Origin of the sequence: Pseudoalteromonas sp. OF5H-5, from assembly GCF_021530695.1 — a bacterium.
GTDB lineage: Bacteria > Pseudomonadota > Gammaproteobacteria > Enterobacterales > Alteromonadaceae > Pseudoalteromonas.
The window spans coordinates 34269-55982 of sequence record NZ_JAKGBF010000014.1 but is presented as its reverse complement, the minus strand read 5'-3'; the positions used below and the strand labels follow the sequence as shown (position 1 = coordinate 55982).

Below are 21714 nucleotides of genomic sequence, written 5' to 3'. Positions count from 1 at the left end.
GACTCAGATATTTGGGTTATTTACCGATACAAAATGAGCTAAATATTTTGCCCAGCAAGTCGTCGGAGGTGAATTCACCAGTGATCTCATTGAGGTATTGCTGGGTAAGGCGCAGCTCTTCTGCCAAAATTTCACCGGCAATATGCATTTCTAGCTGAGTTTGACCTATTTCTAGGTGCTCAGCAGCGCGCTCTAGGGCGTCTAAGTGACGACGGCGAGCCATAAAGCCACCTTCAGTTGCACCAGTAAATCCAATACAGGCTTTTAGGTGTTCCCTCAATAAATCAATGCCTTGAATATCTTTAGCACTTAGACGGATAAGGGTATGGCCATCACTCGTTGTTGCGCCAACCGCTTCACCGCTTAAATCGACTTTATTGCGGATCACGGTAATTTCCATGCCTTGTGGTAATTGCTCGATAAAATCAGGCCAGATCTTCGCAGGATCGGTTTCGTGGGTTTCGGTGCCATCCACCATAAATAGTACGTGATCGGCGCCGCGGATCTCTTCCCAAGCACGCTCAATACCTATTTGTTCTACTTTGTCTGGACTATCACGAAGTCCTGCGGTGTCGATAATATGAAGCGGCATGCCATCAATATGAATATGTTCACGTAGTACGTCTCGTGTGGTACCTGCGATGTCTGTAACAATCGCGGCTTCACGGCCTGCTAAGGCATTGAGTAGTGAAGATTTTCCGGCATTAGGGCGGCCTGCAATCACCACGCGCATGCCTTCACGCATGATGCTGCCTTGCTTGGCTTGTTTACGCACTTCTGCGAGTTGCTGAATAATGGCTTCTAGGTCACCCGAAACTTTACCATCGGAAAGAAAGTCGATTTCTTCATCGGGGAAGTCAATTGCGGCTTCTACGTACATGCGAAGATGAATTACTTTCTCAACCAAGGTGTTGATATGTTTAGAAAAGTCACCTTGTAGTGAATGTAGCGCACTTTTTGCAGCTTGCTCGCTGGTGGCGTTGATCAAGTCTGCGATAGCTTCTGCTTGCGTTAAGTCTAGCTTGTCGTTCATAAAAGCACGTTCTGAGAACTCACCAGGCTTTGCCAAGCGCACTTGCTCAATTTGGCTGATTTCCTTTAACAGCATATCAAGTACCACTGGGCCACCGTGGCCTTGTAACTCAAGGACATCTTCACCGGTGAATGAGTTCGGCCCTTGGAAGAACAACGCAATACCTTGGTCGAGTTGTTCACCTGCTAGGGTATTGAATGGCAGGTATTCGGCATAGCGAGTTTTTGGGCATTTACCTAAGATTAGCTCTGCGACCTCTCGGGCTTTACTGCCTGAAACTCGAATAATACCAACGCCACCGCGACCCGGTGCGGTAGCCTGTGCTGCTATGGTGTCTTGTGCGATCATGATGACTCTTTAGACTGTCTGGTTAATAGCCATAATTGTACAGCAATTGATATATCTCAGGTATAGCTGGTGGGTAATATCTGAGTATGCTCATTGTGTTTTGGGTGGTTGATGACCTTAATGATACGGTTATGCGCTTTTGTCAGGTATAATTATGGTCACAGTTTTTACTGTTCTTACTAGCAAAGGTTGTATAAGGGAAACTAACGCTGTGCTGCACTTTCTTCAATTCCGCTTCGATCCAAATGTCTCGTGTTTATATCGTGATGCTGAGCAAGTGCCACTGAGGCCGAGAGTCGCGCAATTGTTGGCTTATTTTTTAGCCCACCCAAATCAGATTGTTACACGTGAAACATTGCTCAGTACGTTGTGGCAACACGGTGAGTTTAGAGAAGCTGCACTAACACAAAGTATCACTGAGCTAAGACAAGCCCTCAAAGATAACGCCCAGCAACCCACCTTTATTAAAACCATACCACAGCAAGGTTATCAGTGGATTTGTCCTGTTGAGAGCCGCACATTTACCACATTCAAACTCACTACAACAATGAAAACGATGCTTGTCGTTGGCGCTATTGCGTTAAGTGGAGTCGCAGCGAGTGTTTACCTCGTTTCTAGCTCAGTTCCCGTTGTCACTCGTGTACAAGCTGAGCAAGACTCGTTAATCATTGTGCCTATGGTGAATGAGACGGGTGTGCAAGCCAATGCGTGGTGGGGTTATGCGCTTGAAGCAGCATTGAGACAACATTTACAGTCTCATTATCAATTAGTACCGCGAAGCCAATATCCTGAGCTTGCAGAGAATAGTGGGATTAATCAGCTCACGCTTTCATTAAAGCCGATACAACAGCGTTTTTTACTCAGTGTTACTTATGGAGATAAGCAAAGCGAGATAATTGTTGAACAGTTAGATGAGAGCTTTGAAGCGATTGCAACAGAGGTTATTGCGCAGTCAGCGCTAGATATTGACACTAAAACCACCAAAAAATCATCCTTAAATCTAGCAATGAATGACTATTACCGCGGTGTACAAGCATTAAATGAACAGGGACCTCAACTGGCAAAGGCATATTTTGAGGCGGCTGTGGCACAAATGCCGGAACATCTAGAAAGTCAGTTGGAGCTTGCGCAAATTTGTTGGCAGCTCGGTGATATTGATTCTGCCACCCATCGATTCGAACAGATTTCACTTAGTTCAGCTTCAATCGCGACTCGTGCTCGCTACCACCTCTATTACGGAGAGTTTTTCAAGGCACAAGGCTTACATCAGCAAGCGTTGCAACAAGCTCAGCTTGCCCTCGATGCTGCTGAGCAAAGCCAGCAAGTTGAATTGATTGCGATGGCATATCAACTCAAAGCAGATGCTTTTTGGGTGTTACAACGTTGGGATGAATACCAGCAAGCGATGAGTTCAGCGCATGTTTTGATTGGCAGTCGATCGTTTGCCTATAGTGAAGCACAGCGGAGTTTCTATCTTGCCAATCCACCAGCGGCTGGTCCCGCTGAAAAAACGTTACTGAACTTAGAGAAGAGTAAACCTGTGCTCGCGCAAGCCATTGCCTATTATGAGCAAACAGAGCAGACCATGAATCTAATAAAAGCTTTGTTTGCTTATGGTCAAAATTACTTAGTGCCAGTGGTTGAAAGTGAGCCTAGTTTATTAAAAGCCCTCGCTTTAGCTCAGAAAAATGGTTATCACTATTTAGAAAAGCAAATACTCACTTACCTAGGGTTCTACTATATTCAGCTACATCAGGGAGAAAAGGCGCTACGTTATTTGAAAGACATTAACGGCGAGCCGCGTTTTATTCCAAGTTATGAACAACAGCAATTACTGATTGGCATGGCGCATATGGATATCGCATTGCAAACGGGTGATACGGATGCAATACAAAGTGCAATTAAGCAATATCAAATGCTGTTAGAAAGCGATTATATTTCTTTGGTGACGCGTGCCAACGTTAAATTGTTACTGGGTTGGACCTGGATCAAAGCGGGCAAGCTCGAATTAGCAGAGCCGTTGACGATTGAAGCAATGCAAGACTATCAAACGTTACAGCTACAAGAAGTTGAGACCTATGCGCTCTATACGCAAATGTATATCCACCTTTTGAGAAACGAGCCTCAACAAGCGCTTGAAATCATTACTGCACATCAACATACCAATTCACACCTCTTGTTGCTTTACGGTGTTGTTGCGGCTGATATGTTAAAAGAAGAAGCGCTGCAAAAACGCTTTTCAGATAAATTGGCCGGACTCGAAAACAGCCAATTATTACAGCAACAGTTGCTGCAAATACGCCAGCAAAGCAGCATCGATAAGCATTTTATAGCTGAACTTATCGATGCCCCTTACAGCGTCTATTGTCAGAGTAAATGGACGATAAATTAGGCTCTAGTCTATGTTGGGTGGCTGATTACCGCGATAAACGACTTCACCATGTTTGTCTTGTACCACCCAGTAAGGTAGCTCTCTAATCTCAAACTGGCTAAATACTTCGTTGTGGTGATCGAACACAATATCGTGTTTGACCTCAAAGCGTTGTTGGTAGTCTCGAGCACTTTGTTCTTCCACATAAAAGGGTTTAATCACAGTAACGACCGGATACGCACTCGAGTCAGCGAGTTGATTGTTTTGCTTTATTCTCATTTCACAGGCAGGAATATGTTGAAACGGACACAAACTATCGCTGAAAAATAACACTCTGTATTGGCTGTTTATAGTCGCTATCGAAAATGGCGCACCGGTGAGTGTTTGCAATGGGATCTGTGTTTCTTTCTCTGTGCTTGGTGCACTGTTAGTCATCAACAACTCTCGTTTGATAACTTTGTCGTCTTTAACAATAACACGAACAGGTGTTTGCCTTATTGCAAACCGTTGCAGCAACTGGTTTTGCTTATCAATGGCTAACTCAGCATAGCTTGGGTAGGCCGTTTTAAACTGCGCTAAGCTTGCCTCATCAATATTAATATCGGGCTGTAGCAATCTCCTTGGTGCTAGTGGCGTTGGTAGAGTTGTGGGCTGTACATACTCATCCCAAATATTAATAAACACATACTCTTGCGTGTTGGCGTGCACAAACACGCTGAGACACACAGCGGCGAACATAAGTAGGGCTTTAATTGATGACATTAGTTTGCTCCTTGGAGTGTGCTCAGATGTTGTTGCAGCTCATCTGTAAACAATGCGCTGCGATAGATTTCTTTGCCGTTTTCATCAATGAGGATGTGTTGTGGCGTGCCTAACACTTGAAACTGCTGAGTTATCTTGCCACTACCATCAAATACCGTTGGAAACTGGTAATCATGTTTATCAAGGTAAGTTTGCACGCCTTTTTTCGACTGATTGAAGCCAATATTGACGGCGATAACCTGATAGTGGTTATTGGCTTGCTGAAAGCTTTGCTCAAGCAGTGGCATTTCTTCCACACAGTAGGAGCACCACGTTGCCCAAAACTTCAAGTAAGTGACTTTGCCTTGACTGGTTACGGTATTGTTTGCAAGCGTATTGGCGGTCAGTACGGGATAGTCCTTTGCTGCAGACATTGTGCTGAGTAACATAAAGAGTGAAGAAAAAATGATTTTTTTCATGGTGGTTCCTTTGCGTTTTATAGCCAACTTTTGCCAGCTTGAATAAGAAAATATTGCGCCATCGCGACTAAGATAAGTGCGGTTGCTGTGGTGATGTGATTTAGCCAAGCTCCAGATCTTGGTAATTTTTGTAAAAAGCGCGTGCTTAGCCCTGCTAGCAGTAATAGGGTGCTCATACCGAGCGCAAAACTAAACAGCAGTGCGCCTCCTAATAGAAGTTGCTGGGCATTAGCAACGAAGAGCAATAAGCCACCTAGAATTGGAGACGTACAGGGAGCCGCAACAAGAGCGCTGGCCATGCCCATTAGAAGAGGTGCTGGCGAGCCTGTTGCAATCGTATTTGGCAAGCGTGGCAGCGAGATTAAGCCTTTTGATACCGCAGCAAAGTAGAGTAATAGATTGGCAAAAATAAGCAGCACCCAAGGGTTTGTTGCTACTTGGCCAAAGAAGCTACCGGTTAATGCTGCAATAAATCCAAGCGCGGCGTACACAGCTGCAAAGCCTAGCGCATACAAAATAGGGGCAAGGCGAATATGGCGTTGTTGGCTAAGAGTCGCAACAGTTATGGGAAGTATGGGATATACGCAGGGCGTAAAGCTGGTGAGTACACCTACTAAGAGTGCAATAGGCACTAACCACCAATCAGTTTCGGCACTGGAGAGTGCCTGTAGTAACGTAGATTCAAGCATCGTCTTCTCTTTGCATTTTTTAACTGCAAAAGAGCATGACGGATAGCCCAGATTTGACCTATCAAATCGTCATAAAATCGCTATCAAATTTTATCAAGCGTTTGCTTTTATTTGATATTTTAATTGTTATGAGTTTAAAAGAAAAAGTGCTTGTTGCTCGTTGTGTTTATAAGATAAGGTAAGTTACCTAGTTTAGGTAACTTAAAATTATGCGTAAAGGGAGATATTATGAATAGACTAACACTAGCGGTTGTATCTGCAGCATTTGCGGTATCTGGTTCTGCACTAAGCGGTGAGAATGTAAAACCAGACTACGACCCTACAAAGTATTGTTATTATGCCGATCAGGCATATTCTAAGGGATCGGTAGAAAAGCAAAATAACAAATGGAAAGTCTGTGTTGACGGCGGTCCAAATGGTGAGCTCCAGTGGATTGATCAATAACGACAACTTCATATGATACGCAAATAAAAAACGCCAGCTGTGAAGCTGGCGTTTTTTATTCAAGGTGTACGAGCGTTAACCGCGTACTTTCATGCCTTTTTTCTCCATGCCACGGTAGATGATAAGCATCTGAGCGATAGAGATAAGGTTTGAAACCAACCAGTAAAGTACCAGACCTGATGGGAACCAAATAAAGAAGATTGAGAACACGACTGGCATGTAAGTCATCATCTTTTGTTGCATTGGGTCTGTAACTGTCATTGGCTGTAGTTTTTGGGTTAGGAACATACTTGCGCCAAATAGCACTGGTAGTACGTAGTACGGGTCCATTGATGATAGATCCGTTAGCCACAACATAAACTCAGCATGACGTAGTTCCGTTGATTCAAGGAATACGTAGAACAAGGCTAGGAAGATTGGCATTTGTAGTAGTAGTGGGAAACAGCCACCCATTGGGTTCACTTTTTCCTTACGGTACATTTCCATCATCGCTTGGCCGAACTTCTGGCGGTCATCGCCATAACGCTCTTTTAGTGCCTGCATCTTAGGCTGTAGCATGCGCATTTTAGCCATTGAGGTGTATTGCGCTTTAGTTAGTGGGTATAACGCTGTTTTCACAATCAAAGTGATAGCAATAATCGCCAGACCCCAGTTACCTAAAATACCGTAAAGGAACTTAAGCAGAGTCAGTAAAGGTTGTGAAATAAACCATAACCAGCCGTAGTCTACAGTGAGATCTAGGTCTTCTTGAATTGCTTCAAGCGCTTCTGTGTCTTTAGGACCCATGTAGTACACCGCATGGATAGTTGCCGTGCTATTTGCTTGAACATTAGTTGGCTCGCCCTTCATACCAACAATACCATTACCATTTCTAAGCGCGGTATAAATCGTATTATTGGTTTGCTGATCTGGCACCCATGCACTGACGAAGTAGTGCTGTAGGAAAGCAACGTAGCCGCCTTGGGTATTTTTATTCAGGTTCGCATCCGCCATATCAGAGAAGCTGTATTTCTCATAAGGTTCTTCAGCGGTACCATAGGCTGCGCCTAAGTAGGTCTGATCAACCATGCTGCCTTTATCTTGGCGTGTACGTTTGATTTGTGTGTATAGTTGTACTTGAACAGGTGATGAGGTGGTGTTGTTAACTTGGTATTCTAAGTCAACGTCATATTTACCTGCTTTAAATACATAAGTTTTTGTGTACTGTACACCTTTCTCATCAGTAAAAGTCAGTGGTACACGTAATGTATCGCCATTGAGCTCATATTGCTGTTGTGCCGACTCATAGACTGGGCGACCAGCTTTGTTCGCGTCAGGGCCGTTTAAACCAATTAAACCACTCTGTGAAACATACTGTTTGCCTTCAAATTCACCAAGTAACATGAAAGGCGTGTCGCTGCCATGGGTTTCTGCGTGTTGTAGTAAGCTGGCTTCAACGATGTCACCGCCTTTAGTATCAATTTTTACCGAAAGTACATCGGTAGTGATACTAATGACAGAACGTGTTGCCTGAGTTGCTACAACTGGGACATCGGATTGGCTTGATGCTGGTACATCAGCTTGCTCTTCTGTTGGGGTTGAGTTCGCCACTTGTTGTGTGACGGCACTGGTATCAGCTTGTGGCGGGTTTTGTTCTTGTGTCCACTCTTGGAACAGTAGGAACGAAACCAGCAACAAACCGATAAATAAAAACGTGCGTTGCGATTCCATAACAGCTCTTATTTCTCGTGTTGTTTAACTTTAGTCGACTTCACAGGTACAGGATCATCTCCACCTGCGCTCAAAGGGTGACATTTTAATATGCGTTTAACCGCTAACCAACTCCCTTTTGCAATTCCATGTAAATTAATTGCTTGAATTGCATAACTAGAACAGGTCGGGTTAAAACGACAATGAGGCCCGAGTAGGGGGCTAATCCATTGTTGATAACCGCGGATCAGCAATATAAGCAGGTGCTTGGGAAGCGAACAAACTGCTTTGAACTGATTTCTGATCTTGCTACGCCCTGAAGTTGAATTCATGGCTTTGTAGATATCAATTTCCTCAATTTACTGCTTCAACCTAAGTAGGCAAAAACAGACTATTTTTCCATTGATATAGCTGATTAAAAGGTGAGCTAACCTTACCTTAATTGGCGTAAAATTACTATGCTAGCAAGGGTAAATGCGCCGTAAAAAGGAAAGGCTAAAGCAGATTATTGCTTTTTCGCGTTAGCTTGAGGATTTTTTGAACGCTTGTGTTGAGGTTTTGGCTTAAAAGGTGGTTTGGGTGCACCTGGCTTACAACGTTCATTTATTTTGCGCCACATCTTAGTGAGCTGTTTAGTTAGCTCTTCATTAGATTGCTCGTCAACACCGGTTTTGACCATCAACACAATATCGATGTTATCAAGTTTATGACGATTTAATCGAAAGCTTTCTCTAGCAAGTCGTTTGATACGGTTTCGTTGACATGCTTTTTTGCAGCGTTTTTTAGCTACAGTTAAGCCGAGTCTTGGATGACCAACATCATTTGGTTTTGCAAGTAGAGTAAAATAAGGCGTAGCTGCGCGAGCTGGCTCTTGAAATATGCGGGAGTAATGCGAGGGAGTTAACAGACGTAACTCCCTGCTAAAGCTAAAGTCTTCCACTAAATATTAAGCAGAAAGTACTTTACGGCCTTTAGCACGACGACGTGCTAATACTTTACGACCGTTCTTAGTCGCCATGCGAGCACGGAAACCGTGAGAGCGCTTGCGCTTAAGTACGCTAGGTTGAAAAGTTCTTTTCATAACAATTCCATCCGATCGGTTAAAAGTTAAAACATCCTATGCAGGTCGCGATCCTGGCACAGGTGCCATTGCGAGCGCGAGATATTAAAGCTGGGCGCGTCTAAAGTCAATCAAAATCTGTTCTCTGTGGCTAAATAATCCACAGTAGAATTTCTTTATCCTTATATATAGACAAAACTTGGCAAAGCTATCGAGCAAACATAGACGATCTACATAAAGTAGGATCAATACGAAATCGATCTGCATAGATCTGATCCGATGGGCGGCATTATAGCATTTAGTAAGAATAGGAAAAGCTCTGGAAAACTAAATTTGATCTTAATTTTGGGGTGAGATCGGGTGAGTTTTTTGCTATGATCTTACTTGTGGGTAAAAAATAAAAACCTTTAAATTTCATGTGTTTATTTTTTTGCTAGGGTGAGATCTTGCTTTTTCTAAATGTCAATATTGAACTTGTGGATAAGATCACTTCATAATACCCCGCTTCCACCAGTGATTTTGTAATAAAAACTAAGTATTTCCGGCGATCCTTTCATTTAGATCTGATTTTTTAGATCTGAATGCTCTATTTCTTATTCCCGGGAATCAAAACCTATTGGAGTTCAGAGTGTATCTGTCGGTTTGGCAAAGTTGTTTATATGTTTTGCAAGATGAATTGCCATCTCAGCAATTTAGCATGTGGGTAAGACCACTACAGGCAGAAAGTACTGATGATACGCTAACTATCTATGCGCCAAATCGTTTTGTATTGGATTGGGTACGAGAAAAGTATCTCCACCGCATCAATGAACTGCTGATTGAGATCTGTGGTGATGAAGCACCAGAGTTGCACTTTGATGTAGGCAGCAAACCTGTGTTAGCTGCACAACCAAGTGTGTCTAACGAAAAAGCCACAAGTGTAGGTCATGCAACCGATAATACGTCGATGCTGCAAGGCACTCAGCCAAAGATGGCAGAAAAAGTTGAGCCTGCACCTAAATCTTCGCACAAGGCTAATATTAAAGAGAATTACACTTTTGATAACTTTGTAGAAGGTAAATCTAACCAGCTGGCAAAAGCCGCTGCAACACAAGTTGCTGATAATCCAGGTTCTGCATTCAATCCCGTATTTATCTATGGTGGAACTGGTTTAGGTAAGACACACTTATTACATGCCGTGGGCAATGGTATTCTTGAACAAAAACCGGATGCAAAAATTGTTTATATGCATTCAGAGCGGTTTGTTCAGGACATGGTTAAAGCACTACAAAATAATGCCATTGAAGAATTCAAGCGTTACTACCGTAGCGTTGATGCATTGATGATTGATGATATCCAATTCTTTGCAAACAAAGAGCGTTCGCAAGAAGAATTCTTCCATACTTTTAATGCGCTGCTTGAAGGCAACCAACAAATTATTCTAACTTCTGACCGTTACCCTAAAGAAATAGAAGGGGTTGAGGACCGACTGAAGTCGCGTTTTGGTTGGGGGTTAACTATTGCTATTGAGCCACCAGAATTAGAGACTCGCGTTGCTATCCTAATGAAGAAAGCGCAGCAAAGTAATATTAACTTGCCACACGAAGTTGCCTTTTTTATTGCGAAGAAATTACGCTCTAATGTGCGAGAGTTAGAAGGTGCGTTAAACCGCGTGATAGCTAATGCCAACTTCACTGGTCGCCCAATTTCTATCGATTTTGTTAAAGAAGCGCTACGCGACTTATTAGCGCTACAAGACAAACTCGTTACCATCGATAATATCCAGCGCACCGTGGCGGAATATTATCGAATACGTGTTTCTGACTTATTGTCAAAACGTCGTAGCCGTTCAGTTGCAAGACCAAGACAAGTTGCCATGGCATTGTCTAAAGAACTGACAAACCACAGCTTACCAGAAATAGGTGATGCATTTGGTGGCCGCGACCATACCACCGTGTTACACGCGTGTAGAAAAGTAAAAGCACTTCGTGATGAAAGTCATGAGGTAAAAGAAGATTATCAAAACTTAATTAGAACGCTGTCTTCTTAAGGGTTAAATGATGCAAATAACGATTCCAAGAGAACTATTTTTAAAGCCACTGGTACAGGTGTCGGGTGCCATTGAGCGCAAACATACACTGCCTATTTTGTCTAATGTATTGCTAGAAGTGAAAAATGGCGCGTTACATATGACAGGTACAGATTTAGAGATAGAGCTTGTTGCATCTGTTGCCCTTGAAACCAATGTGCCAGACGCCAAGATCACTTTGCCTGCAAAAAAACTCCTAGATATTTGTAAGAGCTTGCCTGATAACTCTGATTTAGTGCTAAGTAGCCAAGAGCATCAACTGCTACTGACTAGCGGTCAAAGTCGCTTTTCTTTGACAACCTTAGCTGCTGAAGATTTCCCTAATCTTGAAGAGTGGGATGGTGAGGTTGAGTTTGCCATAACGCGTTTAGAGCTTAGAAAATTGCTAGAAGCAACGCATTTCTCAATGGCTAACCAAGACGTACGTTACTATTTAAATGGTATGTCGTTTGAAGTAGATAATAATGAAATTAAAACGGTAGCCACTGATGGTCACCGTTTGGCAATTGCGCAGCAAAAATTACCAGAGTCATTGCAAACGCAACGTCAATTGATCATTCCTCGTAAGGGCGTGCAAGAGATCATGCGCTTACTGCCTGCGGATGATGAAACTATCACCATTCAATTTGGCGCTAATCATGTGCGTATCATCGACAGCGAATTTACTTTTACGAGTAAGCTGGTGGATGGGCGATTCCCTGATTATCGTCGCGTATTACCTCGTGGCGGGGACAAGTTGGTTACCGCAAATCGCGATTGGCTACGTAGTGCATTTCAGCGCGTATCTATTCTTTCTAACGAGAAGTTTCGTGGCGTGCGATTGAATCTGAGTAATGGGCAATTAAAAATTAGTGCCAATAACCCAGAGCAGGAGCAAGCTGAAGAAATTGTTGAGGTAGGTTACCAAGGCGATGATCTTGAAGTTGGTTTTAACGTTTCTTACTTATTAGACGTGTTAAATACAATAAAGTCAGAAGATGTACAATTTACGCTTTCTGATGCGAACAGCAGTGCGCTTATTGAAGCCGCTGGTGACGAACATGCAATGTATGTAGTTATGCCGATGCGTTTATAGAGTTATGAGTTTAACTCACCTTAGCCTCAATGCGTTTCGAAACATTGAGGCGATGGCGCTTTCACCTAGCAATGCCGTTAATGTCATTCTGGGTGAAAATGGTAGCGGTAAAACCAGTCTGCTCGAAGCCATTTACTTTCTCTCCAGTGGTAAATCTTTCCGTACCAATCTGCAAAAATTAATGATCAAGCATGAGGCTTCTCATTGCGTTGTTCATGCTAAAAAACATCTACATAACTTGTCTATACCGCTTGGTATTAGTAAATATACCAGTGGTGAAACTAAGCTTCGAATTCAGGGGCAGGCAAGCCGGAAAGTGGCAGAATTAGCACAGGTTTTACCTGTTCAAGTTATTACACCAGAAAGCTATGAGCTGTTTTTTGGTGGTCCAAAAGAGCGTCGTAAGTTTCTTGATTTAGGTGTGTTCCACGTGGAACATCAGTTCTATTCCACATGGAAAATGTTTAATCAGGTGCTCAAGCAACGTAACGCTTTATTGAAATCTAAACCGAGAGATCTCCAATCCCAGCTAAGTTATTGGGATAAGGAGTTTATACGCCTTGCTGAGCAAATAAATATGTTTAGAGAGGCTTATATAGGTAGGTTTCAGACGCATTTTTTTGATAAGATAGGGGATATAAGCCCTATATTTAAAGGCCTTGAAATTCGCTTTCAAGCGGGCTGGAAGGGGGAACTAGCTGAGGTATTAACAAATCAGTTAGAGCGAGATGTAAAACTTGGCTATACAAGTAAGGGGCCGCATAAGGCTGACTTTAACTTTTATACTCAAGGAAACAGCGTAGAACATATTTTTTCTCGTGGCCAACTCAAGCTCTTACTGTATGCACTTAAAGTAATGCAAAACAGTTTGATTGACCAAGAGAGTAATAAGCAGTCAATTTTGCTTATTGATGATTTACCTTCGGAGCTTAGTGAAGATACTAAGGTGGCGGTATCGCGTCTGTTGGCGCAATGTCAGTCACAGCTGTTTATCACTGCTATTACTCCAGAAAGTATTGCCGCCGTTATTGAACCAATGGAACGTGAAATTAAAATGTTCCACGTGGAACATGGCAGCTTAATAACAAAATAATTGGAAGAAACCATGTCGGAAAATTACGATTCGTCGAGTATTAAAGTACTTAAAGGATTGGATGCTGTAAGAAAGCGTCCGGGAATGTATATCGGTGACACAGACGATGGTACTGGTTTACATCACATGGTGTTTGAGGTCGTTGATAACTCAATCGACGAAGCACTAGCAGGATATTGTGACGATATTTTCGTAACAATTCATACCGATGGCTCTGTATCTGTTCGAGATAATGGTCGTGGTATCCCAACTTCAATTCACGAAGAAGAAGGGGTTTCTGCGGCGGAAGTTATCATGACTGTACTACATGCCGGTGGTAAATTTGATGATAACTCATATAAAGTATCTGGCGGTCTGCACGGTGTAGGTGTTTCTGTTGTAAATGCACTTTCTGAAAAACTACAATTAACAATCCGCCGTGATGGCAAAGTGCATCAGCAAAAATACACAATGGGTGTTCCAGATGCGCCGCTAGGTATTATCGGTGAAGCGGAATCTACTGGTACAGAATTGAGATTCTGGCCAAGTGCTGAAACTTTCTCAGATACAAATTTCCACTACGATATTCTAGCCAAGCGCCTACGTGAATTATCTTTCCTTAACTCTGGTGTAAGCATCATTTTGAGTGATGAGCGCGAAGAGAATAAACAAGATCACTTCAAATACGAAGGCGGTATTCAAGCATTCGTTGCATATCTAAATCGTAAGAAGACGCCAGTTCATCAAAGCGTTTTCCACTTTTCGACTGAGCGTGATGATGGCATTAGCGTAGAAGTCTCTATGCAATGGAATGATGGTTTCCAAGAAAACATCTACTGTTTTACCAATAACATTCCTCAACGCGATGGTGGTACTCACTTAGCGGGTTTCCGTGCAGCACTTACGCGTACGCTTAACACCTACATGGAAAAAGAAGGCTTTAATAAAAAGTATAAAACCAGTGCTACGGGTGACGATGCCCGTGAAGGTTTGACCGCTGTTGTTAGTGTTAAAGTTCCTGATCCTAAATTCTCTTCACAGACAAAAGATAAGCTCGTTTCTAGTGAAGTGAAAGGGGCTGTTGAGCAAATGATGGCTGAAAAGCTAACGGAATTCTTGCTAGAAAACCCAGGCGATGCAAAAACCGTTGTAAACAAAATCGTTGATGCTGCGCGCGCACGTGAAGCTGCACGTAAGGCCCGTGAAATGACTCGTCGTAAGGGCGTTATGGATTTAGCTGGTCTACCGGGTAAACTCGCTGACTGCCAAGAACGAGATCCTGCACTTTCTGAACTATATATAGTGGAGGGTGACTCGGCGGGTGGTTCTGCTAAGCAAGGTCGTAACCGTAAGAACCAAGCAATTCTGCCGCTCAAAGGTAAAATCTTGAACGTAGAAAAAGCACGCTTTGATAAGATGCTTTCTTCTCAGGAAGTGGCAACACTAATTACTGCATTAGGCTGTGGTATTGGCCGTGATGAATATAACCCTGAAAAGCTAAGATATCACCGCATCATCATCATGACCGATGCGGACGTGGATGGTTCACACATCCGTACGCTGCTACTGACTTTCTTCTATCGTCAAATGCCAGAGATCATCGAGCGCGGTTATGTCTATATTGCTCAGCCACCACTATATAAAGTGAAGAAAGGTAAGCAAGAGCGCTATATTAAAGATGATAATGCACTAACTTCATACCTAACGACATTAGCACTTAACGATGCTGCATTATACCCAGCAGAAGGTGCTGAGCCAATTTCTGGTAACAAGTTAGAAAACTTAGTGCATGATTATCAAAATACGATAGATATTATTGAACGTTTAAAGCGTAAGTACCCGTCTTCAATCATGAACCGCTTGCTTTATCATCCAGAGCTCACCGAGTCAGACTTATCTGATGAAGCAAAGGTAACGGCGTGGACTGAAAACTTGGTTGCTGACCTTGTGAAGAAAGACGAAGACGCCACTATCTTCAACGCAGAAGTTGCATTTGATGAAGAGCGCCATATGTATTATCCGGTGATCAATATTCGTCAGCACGGTGTTGATAAAGCGCATACTTTGAACTTCGATTTTATTACATCTAAAGATTATGTTCGCATTGCGAACACGGGTCGTCAGATTGGTAGTTTGATCAGCGAAGGCGGTTATGTACAGCGTGGTGAGAAGACACAAGCAATCGAATATTTTGAGGCTGGTCTTGAATGGCTTATCTCAGAGTCTAAGCGTGGCTTGTATACACAACGCTATAAAGGATTGGGTGAGATGAACCCTGACCAACTTTGGGAAACAACGATGGATCCAGATGCTCGCCGTATGCTACGTGTGACTATTGAAGATGCCATTGCTGCAGACCAATTGTTTGCAACCTTGATGGGTGACCAAGTTGAACCTCGTCGAGAGTTTATCGAAACAAATGCACTGAGAGTTGTTAACTTAGACGTGTAAACTCAAACATTGTGGGATCTCATAATTCATGGCAGTGTGTCTCATAGCCGTGAAATAAAATCTCATAATTCGTGAAAGTTACTAAGAAGCCATCCAATTAGGGTGGCTTTTTTTATGTCTGAAACTTAGTGAAGTAATGCTAGATAGCAAAGTGGCGCAAATGTATGAATTCATACATTCTAAGTTTTTGATATATATTAACTTTTTATAGAGATTAATTCAAAAACTGGGTATTTATTGGTAATATAGACAGATGAGCAAACTAAAAAATAAGGCGAATATGAAAATATTGAAGAGGATTTAACAGGGCAAACCAAAAGGGTTTGGAAAGCCCCGTCAAAAAGAAATAGTCAAACTATCTCCATAGCAAGAATAGTATGACATCTCTAATTTGACCGCGCAACTGAACCCTTACATGAAAAATCAATGATTTAAGTCATTACCATTTTGGTAAGGGGTTACTATGTCTGTAAAAACAGTAGATTACGCTGAAGTGCGTGATCCAAAAACTAATGGAAAAAATTTTTCATTAGTCGCTTCGAGTGGACGAGTCAGAGAGCCTGTTACTCGTTCAAAAGGGCGAGTGGTCGGTCGCTTTCCCTCTGCAAAAAACCAAGCATCCATTTCTTGGGAGTCACAACTTGAGCTTAAAGCCATTAGGTTACTCGAGTACTGCGATAGTGTTGTGTCATATCGAGAACAGCCTAGACTCTTCAGCTTTTTAATCGATGGCGTGCAAAAGCGTTACTATCCCGACTTTGAAGTTATTTTAAGTGGTGGCCAGCGCATCTATGTGGAAGTAAAACCCGAGAGGAAGCTGTTAAGTCAGCCTATAAAAGCAAAGCACTTAGCCGTAGCTGATGCACTTGAGGAGCAAGGTGAAACACTTTGTTTTATCACCGACTCACACGTTGCAAATGATGCCTTGCAGCAAAACATCACGCTTATCCATCCGTACAACCAAGTTGATATTAAACAAGAGGATATCGAGTTACTAAGAGTTGCTTTCAAAGAAAGTGAGACAAGCTTTGGCGCACTTATCTCAGCGGGTGTTACTTTGAAAACGCTCTATTCAGCAATCGCAAAAGGCCTGATAACAATAGACTTATTAAGCCTTATCTCACTAGAAAGTAATTGTATATACAATGAGGAGGGGCACCGTGAGAACCGTATCTTTACATGCTGGTTTGCATCTGACCTTAGATAATGCGGATTATCTTATAGATAGAATCGTTGATGACAAATGCTACTTGGTTGCCCTTAAAGATGGCTCACTACTTATCGAATCTAAATACGCGCTGCGAGATATGCATAGTAATGGACGTGTCATTCTGCATGGAACGCAGCGTAAACAAACCACTAAAAAATCCGCAGATCTATCAACGTTGAGTGATGAACAAAAAGCGCAACTTGAGATCAGGCTTGTGTATTTACAAAGTGTGGTTCGTTGGCTTGGTAGTAAGCCAACAACAAAAGGAATTGAAGATGTGGTCGACTGTATTCACTCTGAGCTGAAAGGGGCGAAACCCTCGGCGAGCACGGTGTACAGATGGTGGCGTAAATGGGAAAGCTCAAGCCATGATCCAATGAGTTTAGTTAATAAGAAGTCTGGCTCTTCAACTTCTCGAAAGTTCAGTCGGCATGTAATACAAGCATTTAATGAGGTAGTTGAAGAGATATATTTAAACCGTCAGTGCAGACCAAAATCAGAGGTATACGATGCCTTCCTCATTCGGCTTAACAAGATGAAAATGACTGGGCCTTACGAAGTTGAGATATGCACACCAAGCCGAGCTCAGTTTTATCGCATGTTTAATTCATTAGATAAGTTTGATGAGATGGCTGCCCGAAAGGGTAAATACGCAGCAGAGAAACATTTTCGGATTGCAGGGGCTGGGCCCGTTGTAACACGAATCTTAGAGCGAGTTGAAGTTGATCACACACCACTTGATGTTTTTGCTGTTGATGGGCAAGCCAAAACAGTTGTTGGCCGGCCAACCTTTACGGTGTTGTTAGATTATTTCTCAAAGATGATCTTAGGGTTCTATGTAAGCTTAGAGCCTCCTTCAGAAATATCTGTGATGCATGCACTGAAAAATGCGGTGTTTACTAAAGATTACTGTAATGAGATGAGCAGAGTTAAAGAGCGCTGGGAGAGCTTCGGAGTGCCGCACACTTTGATATGTGATAACGGTCTTGAGTTTCATTCAGGTAACTTAAGGCGAGTATGTAAAGAGCTAATGATTAATTTGCAGTTTTGTCCGAAAAAGCAGCCACATTACAAGGGCGCTGTTGAGCGCTTTATAAAAACAATGAATCTATCTACGAGCCATAACTTTCCCGGTACAACGCGCTCGAATGCCAACGAGAGAGGTGACTATCAATCGATGGAGGAAGCGATATTCACACTGAATGACATTAATAACCGCATTCATGAATGGATCATCAATATTTACCAGAATCGAGTTCATAGAGCGACACACAGAACACCGGTAGGGCTTTGGCTAGAAGGGCTCGGTGTAGTTGAACCGCTATTGCCAGAAAGCAAAGAGCAGTTTGATATCGCACTATGTAAGGAGGCTACACGTACCCTCAGTCACAAAGGTGTTGAGATAAATAACCTGCTTTACAACAGTACCGAACTTGGATTACTTCGTCATAAAAATCGTGTTGAATCAGTCAGTGTTCGTTTTGATCCGATGAACATGGGGCATATATGGGTATTAAATGAAACCGAGAGTCCACCGTATTTTTTTAAAGTTAGTTGTACAAAATCAGATTATGCAGACGGACTAACAAAACGTACGCATAAGGCAATTATTGCCGAGCAAAAAACAAAGGGCATAAAAGATTTTAGCCAACAAAAGTTACTTGAATATAAACATGAGTTTATGGAGCAAGTGACTAAAGATGTGAAGGGTAAAAGTTACCGCAAGCGAGTCAAAGCGGCTCGTTATTCTATTTCTAAAGATGATAGCCAGTCAGACCCATTGAGCAAGCGCTTTAGTTCAGGAGAAAACAACTCTCTTACCAATGATGGTGCACTTTACCGGTTTAAGGTGGAAGGGGCTGACGATGAATAGGGCAGAATACATCGCCGTAGTTAAAAGGCTCAGAGGAATGGTGATCGTACACCCCAATTACGAGAAAGTAATGAAGGAGCTCACCAGCTCATTTGAATTGCATAGAGAAACGGGAATTGCGCAAAACCTGTTGTGTACAGGGCCATCAGGCTCAGGAAAGACGACATTAATTCATCAGCTTAAAAAGAAGTATGGCAGTATTGAAGATGATGAATATCAAAGCCCGATCATCGTTGTTAATACACCACCGCAACCGAACATAAAGAACTTTGCCGAAGCATTTTTGGCCGCATTGGAGGACCCATTTACTAAATCAGGTAACACAATACAAAAGACTAATCGGATCACAGAAGTGATGAAAATGAAGCAAACACAAATGCTCATTGTTGATGAGCTACAACACTTCGTTGAGCACGGACGAGGTATCACACTCAGGGGCGTATCTGATTGGCTCAAAAGTGTTATTGATACAGCGCAGGTATCTACCGTACTAATGGGGCTTGGTAAGGCCGAGGAAGTGTTGAAAGTGAATGAACAAATAAGAAGGCGCTTTAGCCAAACTTTGCGTCTCGAACCATTCACTATTGACAGTAAGGCTGAGGCTAAAAAGTTTGCATCGGTCATCCGAATACTTGATGAACAAATAAGGCTACCTGAAAAAATAAAATTGGGTGATGAAAGTATTGTTCGCTTTTATTACGCGACCAATGGCCTAATAGATTACCTTGTAAAGCTAATGGTTGGTGCGAGTGAGTTACTATATTCTCAGAACAGAGAAAGGATTGATAACAATGTACTCGCTGGTGCTTTTCAAAAGTATATTTGGCGCGATTGTAAAGATAGCCAAAACCCTTTTCACAAAGGCTTTATCGAGCAGCGCTTAGATAAGCAAAACATGCCGTTTTTTGTTGGGTAATGGGGCGAGCATGGATAACAAAATAAGCAGGCCCGCGATTTGTATTCCCTTGGCAGATGATGAATCTGCCATAGGTTACTTTAAGCGCCTGGCCGACATCAACGTAGTCGACCCTAACGATTTAGTGCTCCCAATCAGGTGCAACTCATTATTTGCCAAAAATTTGCAGCCCGTACTCGAAGAAAACAAGTGGATTGAGTTTAGTGCAGCGCGCCACAACATGCTTGTTGAAATGTCAAAGCTGAACTTTAAGCACTTAAGCAAGCAATTGAAGTATTGCCCATTATGCTTGCGAGAGGGTGAGACGTGGCAAAATGGCTGGCACTTTCTATGTTCCGCAGCATGTATCAAGCATGCCGTCTGGTTGCTTGATACTTGCCTATATTGTGGCAAAACATTAAGTCTTGCGCATACGTCCTTTCACCATTGCCGCAGCTGTGGTTTTGACATGCGACGTGCCACATCACAAACTCAGAGGTGTCCTGAAGAGGTTATTGCGCTGCAGTGCTTTTTGGAGGGTAAGCCTCTACCTAGTACATCAATGCCTTTGCTATGGACGGACTTTAGTGAGCTTACTCTTGAGGAGCGTTCAGAGCTTTTGCAGTTATTCGTCCGGTTTCAGCCTCAACCTGACGGTAGTATGAGGCAAGTGTACAAATATCTAAGTAACAAAGACTCGGCCAAAGTATGCCTACATGAGGTAGCTCATTCACTATTTGGTGGCTATGCGGGCTTATGGAACTATTTATGTGCCTTAAAGGTATTTGATGAAGGTGCAGTAAGTTCAAGGTTTACGAAGTTCTACAGAACTTTTTATAACTTGTGTACTCATGCGTGCTTTGAGCCATACAAAGAAGTTATTGAGCAGTTCATCAACAATCATTGGCATAAAGCCCTGTCAAAACGAAACAACTTATTTGCTAGCAAAACCATTCAAACTCACCCTTGGGTACCACTGCAACAAGCTTGTCGTATGTATGGTCTTTCCAAGCGAACTTTGCGCCGAGCTGTTGCTGATGGCATGCTTACCGGCAAAGTAGAGAAAAAGGCATGCAACACCTCCATTTTGATTTATAAACCAGATATCGAGAGAAAGGTTATTCGCTTAAAAGATGTGTTGAATGCAGCAGAGGCGGCCACCTTACTTGGTGTGACTAAAGCACAGTTTAAACAGCTAAGGGATGCGGGTACATTCAAGCAGTTCTCCTCTCCTGAAGCGGGTTATTGCAGCACATGGCAATTCTCAAAAATGGAAATTGAGTCGTACATGGAAACGGTGTTGAGGCACACAGCTGTCGTTCAGTCAGATTACCTGTGTATACCTGACATCATGCGAGCGTATGGTCACAAGTGCGAAAACTTGCTATCTAGGTTGCTTGAGGCGGTTGAAGCCAATGAGCTTATTGCAAAACAGTTCAGTGCCAAACCTAGTGTTAGGTCATTAGCGATTAAAAAGAGTGACTTGCTTCATTGGCTCGATATTACCTTGCCAACGGACCATCATTACTCAGTTCCTCGCGTAGCCAAGCTACTCGGGGTCAATCAGCAGTTTACCTATGAATTAGTGCATTATGGCTTGTTGCATAGCGATGAAACTGGCCATAGTTACGACATAACAGATGAACACCTCATGGCTTTTCATATCGAGTATGTGTTGTTGTCAAAGCTATCTAAATCGACCGGCGTCAACTCTCGCAATCTTATTAAGCACCTTATGGATTATGAGATCTACAGCGTAGACAAAGACTGGCCAGTAAAGCTTAGGCAGAAGGTATATCGAAGGGAGGATGTGGAAGCAGTGGAGTGGTTGGTTGAGCTTTAAAGTAATAAAGCAGTTGGTCTATCGTTTCTTACTCAAAGATCGTCAAAGTTTGAAAAGTTTTTAGTGCTTGTTGTTTGCTCAAAATGTATAATTCTAGCCCGAATCTTACACCTCTTGTTGTAATTTTACAGTCTGAGGTCTACTATCAATTTAATTAAATTTCTCTAAAGACTATTAAAAAATGAAATTTCCTAATCAAGAGAATACTCAACGTAAAGCCTCTAAACATAAGGAATCCGCGGTAGTCATCCCTTTTAAGAGAAGCTTAAGAAGTTCAGGGACTACGCGCGTACCTGAAATCTGTGAAGAAAAGGCCATTCAAAGGCTACTTGATAAAGCCAGTAAACTCGACTGGTAAATATCAGAATAATAT

19 protein-coding genes are annotated in these 21714 nt (G+C 42.5%); 11 read left to right on the top strand and 8 right to left on the bottom strand.

What is annotated here, in order from left to right; all coding sequences use genetic code 11:
• Positions 1 to 16 precede the first annotated feature (16 nt).
• On the bottom strand, positions 17 to 1381 hold the full coding sequence (mnmE, locus tag L1271_RS18625; RefSeq protein ID WP_095729468.1) for a tRNA uridine-5-carboxymethylaminomethyl(34) synthesis GTPase MnmE: 1365 nt from the start codon (positions 1379 to 1381) through the stop codon (positions 17 to 19).
• A gap of 211 nt (positions 1382 to 1592) precedes the next feature.
• On the opposite strand from mnmE, the gene L1271_RS18620 reads away from it, so the two are divergent.
• On the top strand, positions 1593 to 3773 hold the full coding sequence (locus L1271_RS18620) for a winged helix-turn-helix domain-containing protein (RefSeq protein ID WP_235368507.1): 2181 nt from the start codon (positions 1593 to 1595) through the stop codon (positions 3771 to 3773).
• 3 nt (positions 3774 to 3776) lie between these two features.
• On the opposite strand, the gene L1271_RS18615 is transcribed toward L1271_RS18620, so the two are convergent.
• The 3 genes from L1271_RS18615 to L1271_RS18605 are packed head-to-tail and all read right to left on the bottom strand — an operon-like array spanning position 3777 to position 5661.
• Positions 3777 to 4514, bottom strand: a complete 738-nt coding sequence (locus tag L1271_RS18615; RefSeq protein WP_235368506.1) for a TlpA family protein disulfide reductase — start codon at positions 4512 to 4514, stop codon at positions 3777 to 3779.
• The gene (locus L1271_RS18610) at positions 4514 to 4972 is read right to left on the bottom strand and encodes a TlpA family protein disulfide reductase (protein WP_102057826.1); all 459 of its coding nucleotides are present in this window, start codon (positions 4970 to 4972) and stop codon (positions 4514 to 4516) included. The genes L1271_RS18615 and L1271_RS18610 overlap by 1 nt, the downstream gene beginning before the upstream one ends.
• A 17-nt stretch (positions 4973 to 4989) precedes the next feature.
• On the bottom strand, positions 4990 to 5661 hold the full coding sequence (locus tag L1271_RS18605; RefSeq protein ID WP_235368505.1) for a cytochrome c biogenesis protein CcdA: 672 nt from the start codon (positions 5659 to 5661) through the stop codon (positions 4990 to 4992).
• 228 nt (positions 5662 to 5889) lie between these two features.
• Between L1271_RS18605 and L1271_RS18600 the strand changes: the two genes are divergently transcribed.
• Positions 5890 to 6105 carry a DUF1496 domain-containing protein gene (locus L1271_RS18600; RefSeq protein WP_102057828.1) on the top strand — a complete coding sequence of 72 codons (216 nt, stop codon included), beginning with the start codon at positions 5890 to 5892 and terminating at the stop codon, positions 6103 to 6105.
• 75 nt (positions 6106 to 6180) lie between these two features.
• Here L1271_RS18600 and yidC read toward each other — a convergent pair whose 3' ends face one another.
• The 4 genes from yidC to rpmH all read right to left on the bottom strand — a co-directional run bounded on the left by yidC (position 6181) and on the right by rpmH (position 8875).
• Complete coding sequence (gene yidC / locus L1271_RS18595) at positions 6181 to 7815, bottom strand: membrane protein insertase YidC (protein WP_235368504.1); 1635 nt, start codon at positions 7813 to 7815, stop codon at positions 6181 to 6183.
• Positions 7816 to 7823: 8 nt separating this feature from the next.
• A complete protein-coding gene (yidD, locus tag L1271_RS18590; protein WP_010604158.1) occupies positions 7824 to 8126 on the bottom strand; it encodes a membrane protein insertion efficiency factor YidD in 303 nt (100 codons plus the stop codon).
• A gap of 173 nt (positions 8127 to 8299) precedes the next feature.
• A complete protein-coding gene (gene rnpA, locus L1271_RS18585) occupies positions 8300 to 8734 on the bottom strand; it encodes a ribonuclease P protein component (RefSeq protein ID WP_010376847.1) in 435 nt (144 codons plus the stop codon).
• Between the two features lie 6 nt (positions 8735 to 8740).
• Entirely contained in the window at positions 8741 to 8875 is a 135-nt protein-coding gene (rpmH, locus tag L1271_RS18580) for a 50S ribosomal protein L34 (protein WP_010604159.1), read from the bottom strand.
• A gap of 607 nt (positions 8876 to 9482) precedes the next feature.
• Here rpmH and dnaA point away from each other — a divergent pair.
• The 9 genes from dnaA to L1271_RS18535 all read left to right on the top strand — a co-directional run bounded on the left by dnaA (position 9483) and on the right by L1271_RS18535 (position 21699).
• Complete coding sequence (gene dnaA, locus L1271_RS18575) at positions 9483 to 10883, top strand: chromosomal replication initiator protein DnaA (protein ID WP_095730129.1); 1401 nt, start codon at positions 9483 to 9485, stop codon at positions 10881 to 10883.
• A 10-nt stretch (positions 10884 to 10893) separates the two neighbouring features.
• A complete protein-coding gene (dnaN, locus tag L1271_RS18570) occupies positions 10894 to 11997 on the top strand; it encodes a DNA polymerase III subunit beta (protein ID WP_017218529.1) in 1104 nt (367 codons plus the stop codon).
• A 4-nt stretch (positions 11998 to 12001) separates the two neighbouring features.
• The gene (gene recF, locus L1271_RS18565) at positions 12002 to 13090 is read left to right on the top strand and encodes a DNA replication/repair protein RecF (protein WP_235368503.1); all 1089 of its coding nucleotides are present in this window, start codon (positions 12002 to 12004) and stop codon (positions 13088 to 13090) included.
• Positions 13091 to 13102: 12 nt separating this feature from the next.
• On the top strand, positions 13103 to 15520 hold the full coding sequence (gyrB, locus tag L1271_RS18560; protein WP_017218527.1) for a DNA topoisomerase (ATP-hydrolyzing) subunit B: 2418 nt from the start codon (positions 13103 to 13105) through the stop codon (positions 15518 to 15520).
• A gap of 463 nt (positions 15521 to 15983) precedes the next feature.
• On the top strand, positions 15984 to 16727 hold the full coding sequence (locus L1271_RS18555; RefSeq protein ID WP_235368502.1) for a TnsA endonuclease N-terminal domain-containing protein: 744 nt from the start codon (positions 15984 to 15986) through the stop codon (positions 16725 to 16727).
• Complete coding sequence (locus tag L1271_RS24875) at positions 16681 to 18603, top strand: Mu transposase C-terminal domain-containing protein (protein ID WP_235368501.1); 1923 nt, start codon at positions 16681 to 16683, stop codon at positions 18601 to 18603. Before L1271_RS18555 ends, L1271_RS24875 begins: the two co-directional genes overlap by 47 nt.
• Positions 18596 to 19519, top strand: coding sequence for a TniB family NTP-binding protein (locus L1271_RS18545; protein ID WP_235368500.1), 924 nt, complete (start codon positions 18596 to 18598; stop codon positions 19517 to 19519). Before L1271_RS24875 ends, L1271_RS18545 begins: the two co-directional genes overlap by 8 nt.
• A 10-nt stretch (positions 19520 to 19529) precedes the next feature.
• Positions 19530 to 21341, top strand: coding sequence for a helix-turn-helix domain-containing protein (locus tag L1271_RS18540; RefSeq protein WP_235368499.1), 1812 nt, complete (start codon positions 19530 to 19532; stop codon positions 21339 to 21341).
• A 181-nt stretch (positions 21342 to 21522) separates the two neighbouring features.
• A complete protein-coding gene (locus L1271_RS18535) occupies positions 21523 to 21699 on the top strand; it encodes a hypothetical protein (protein ID WP_235368498.1) in 177 nt (58 codons plus the stop codon).
• Positions 21700 to 21714: the final 15 nt, after the last annotated feature.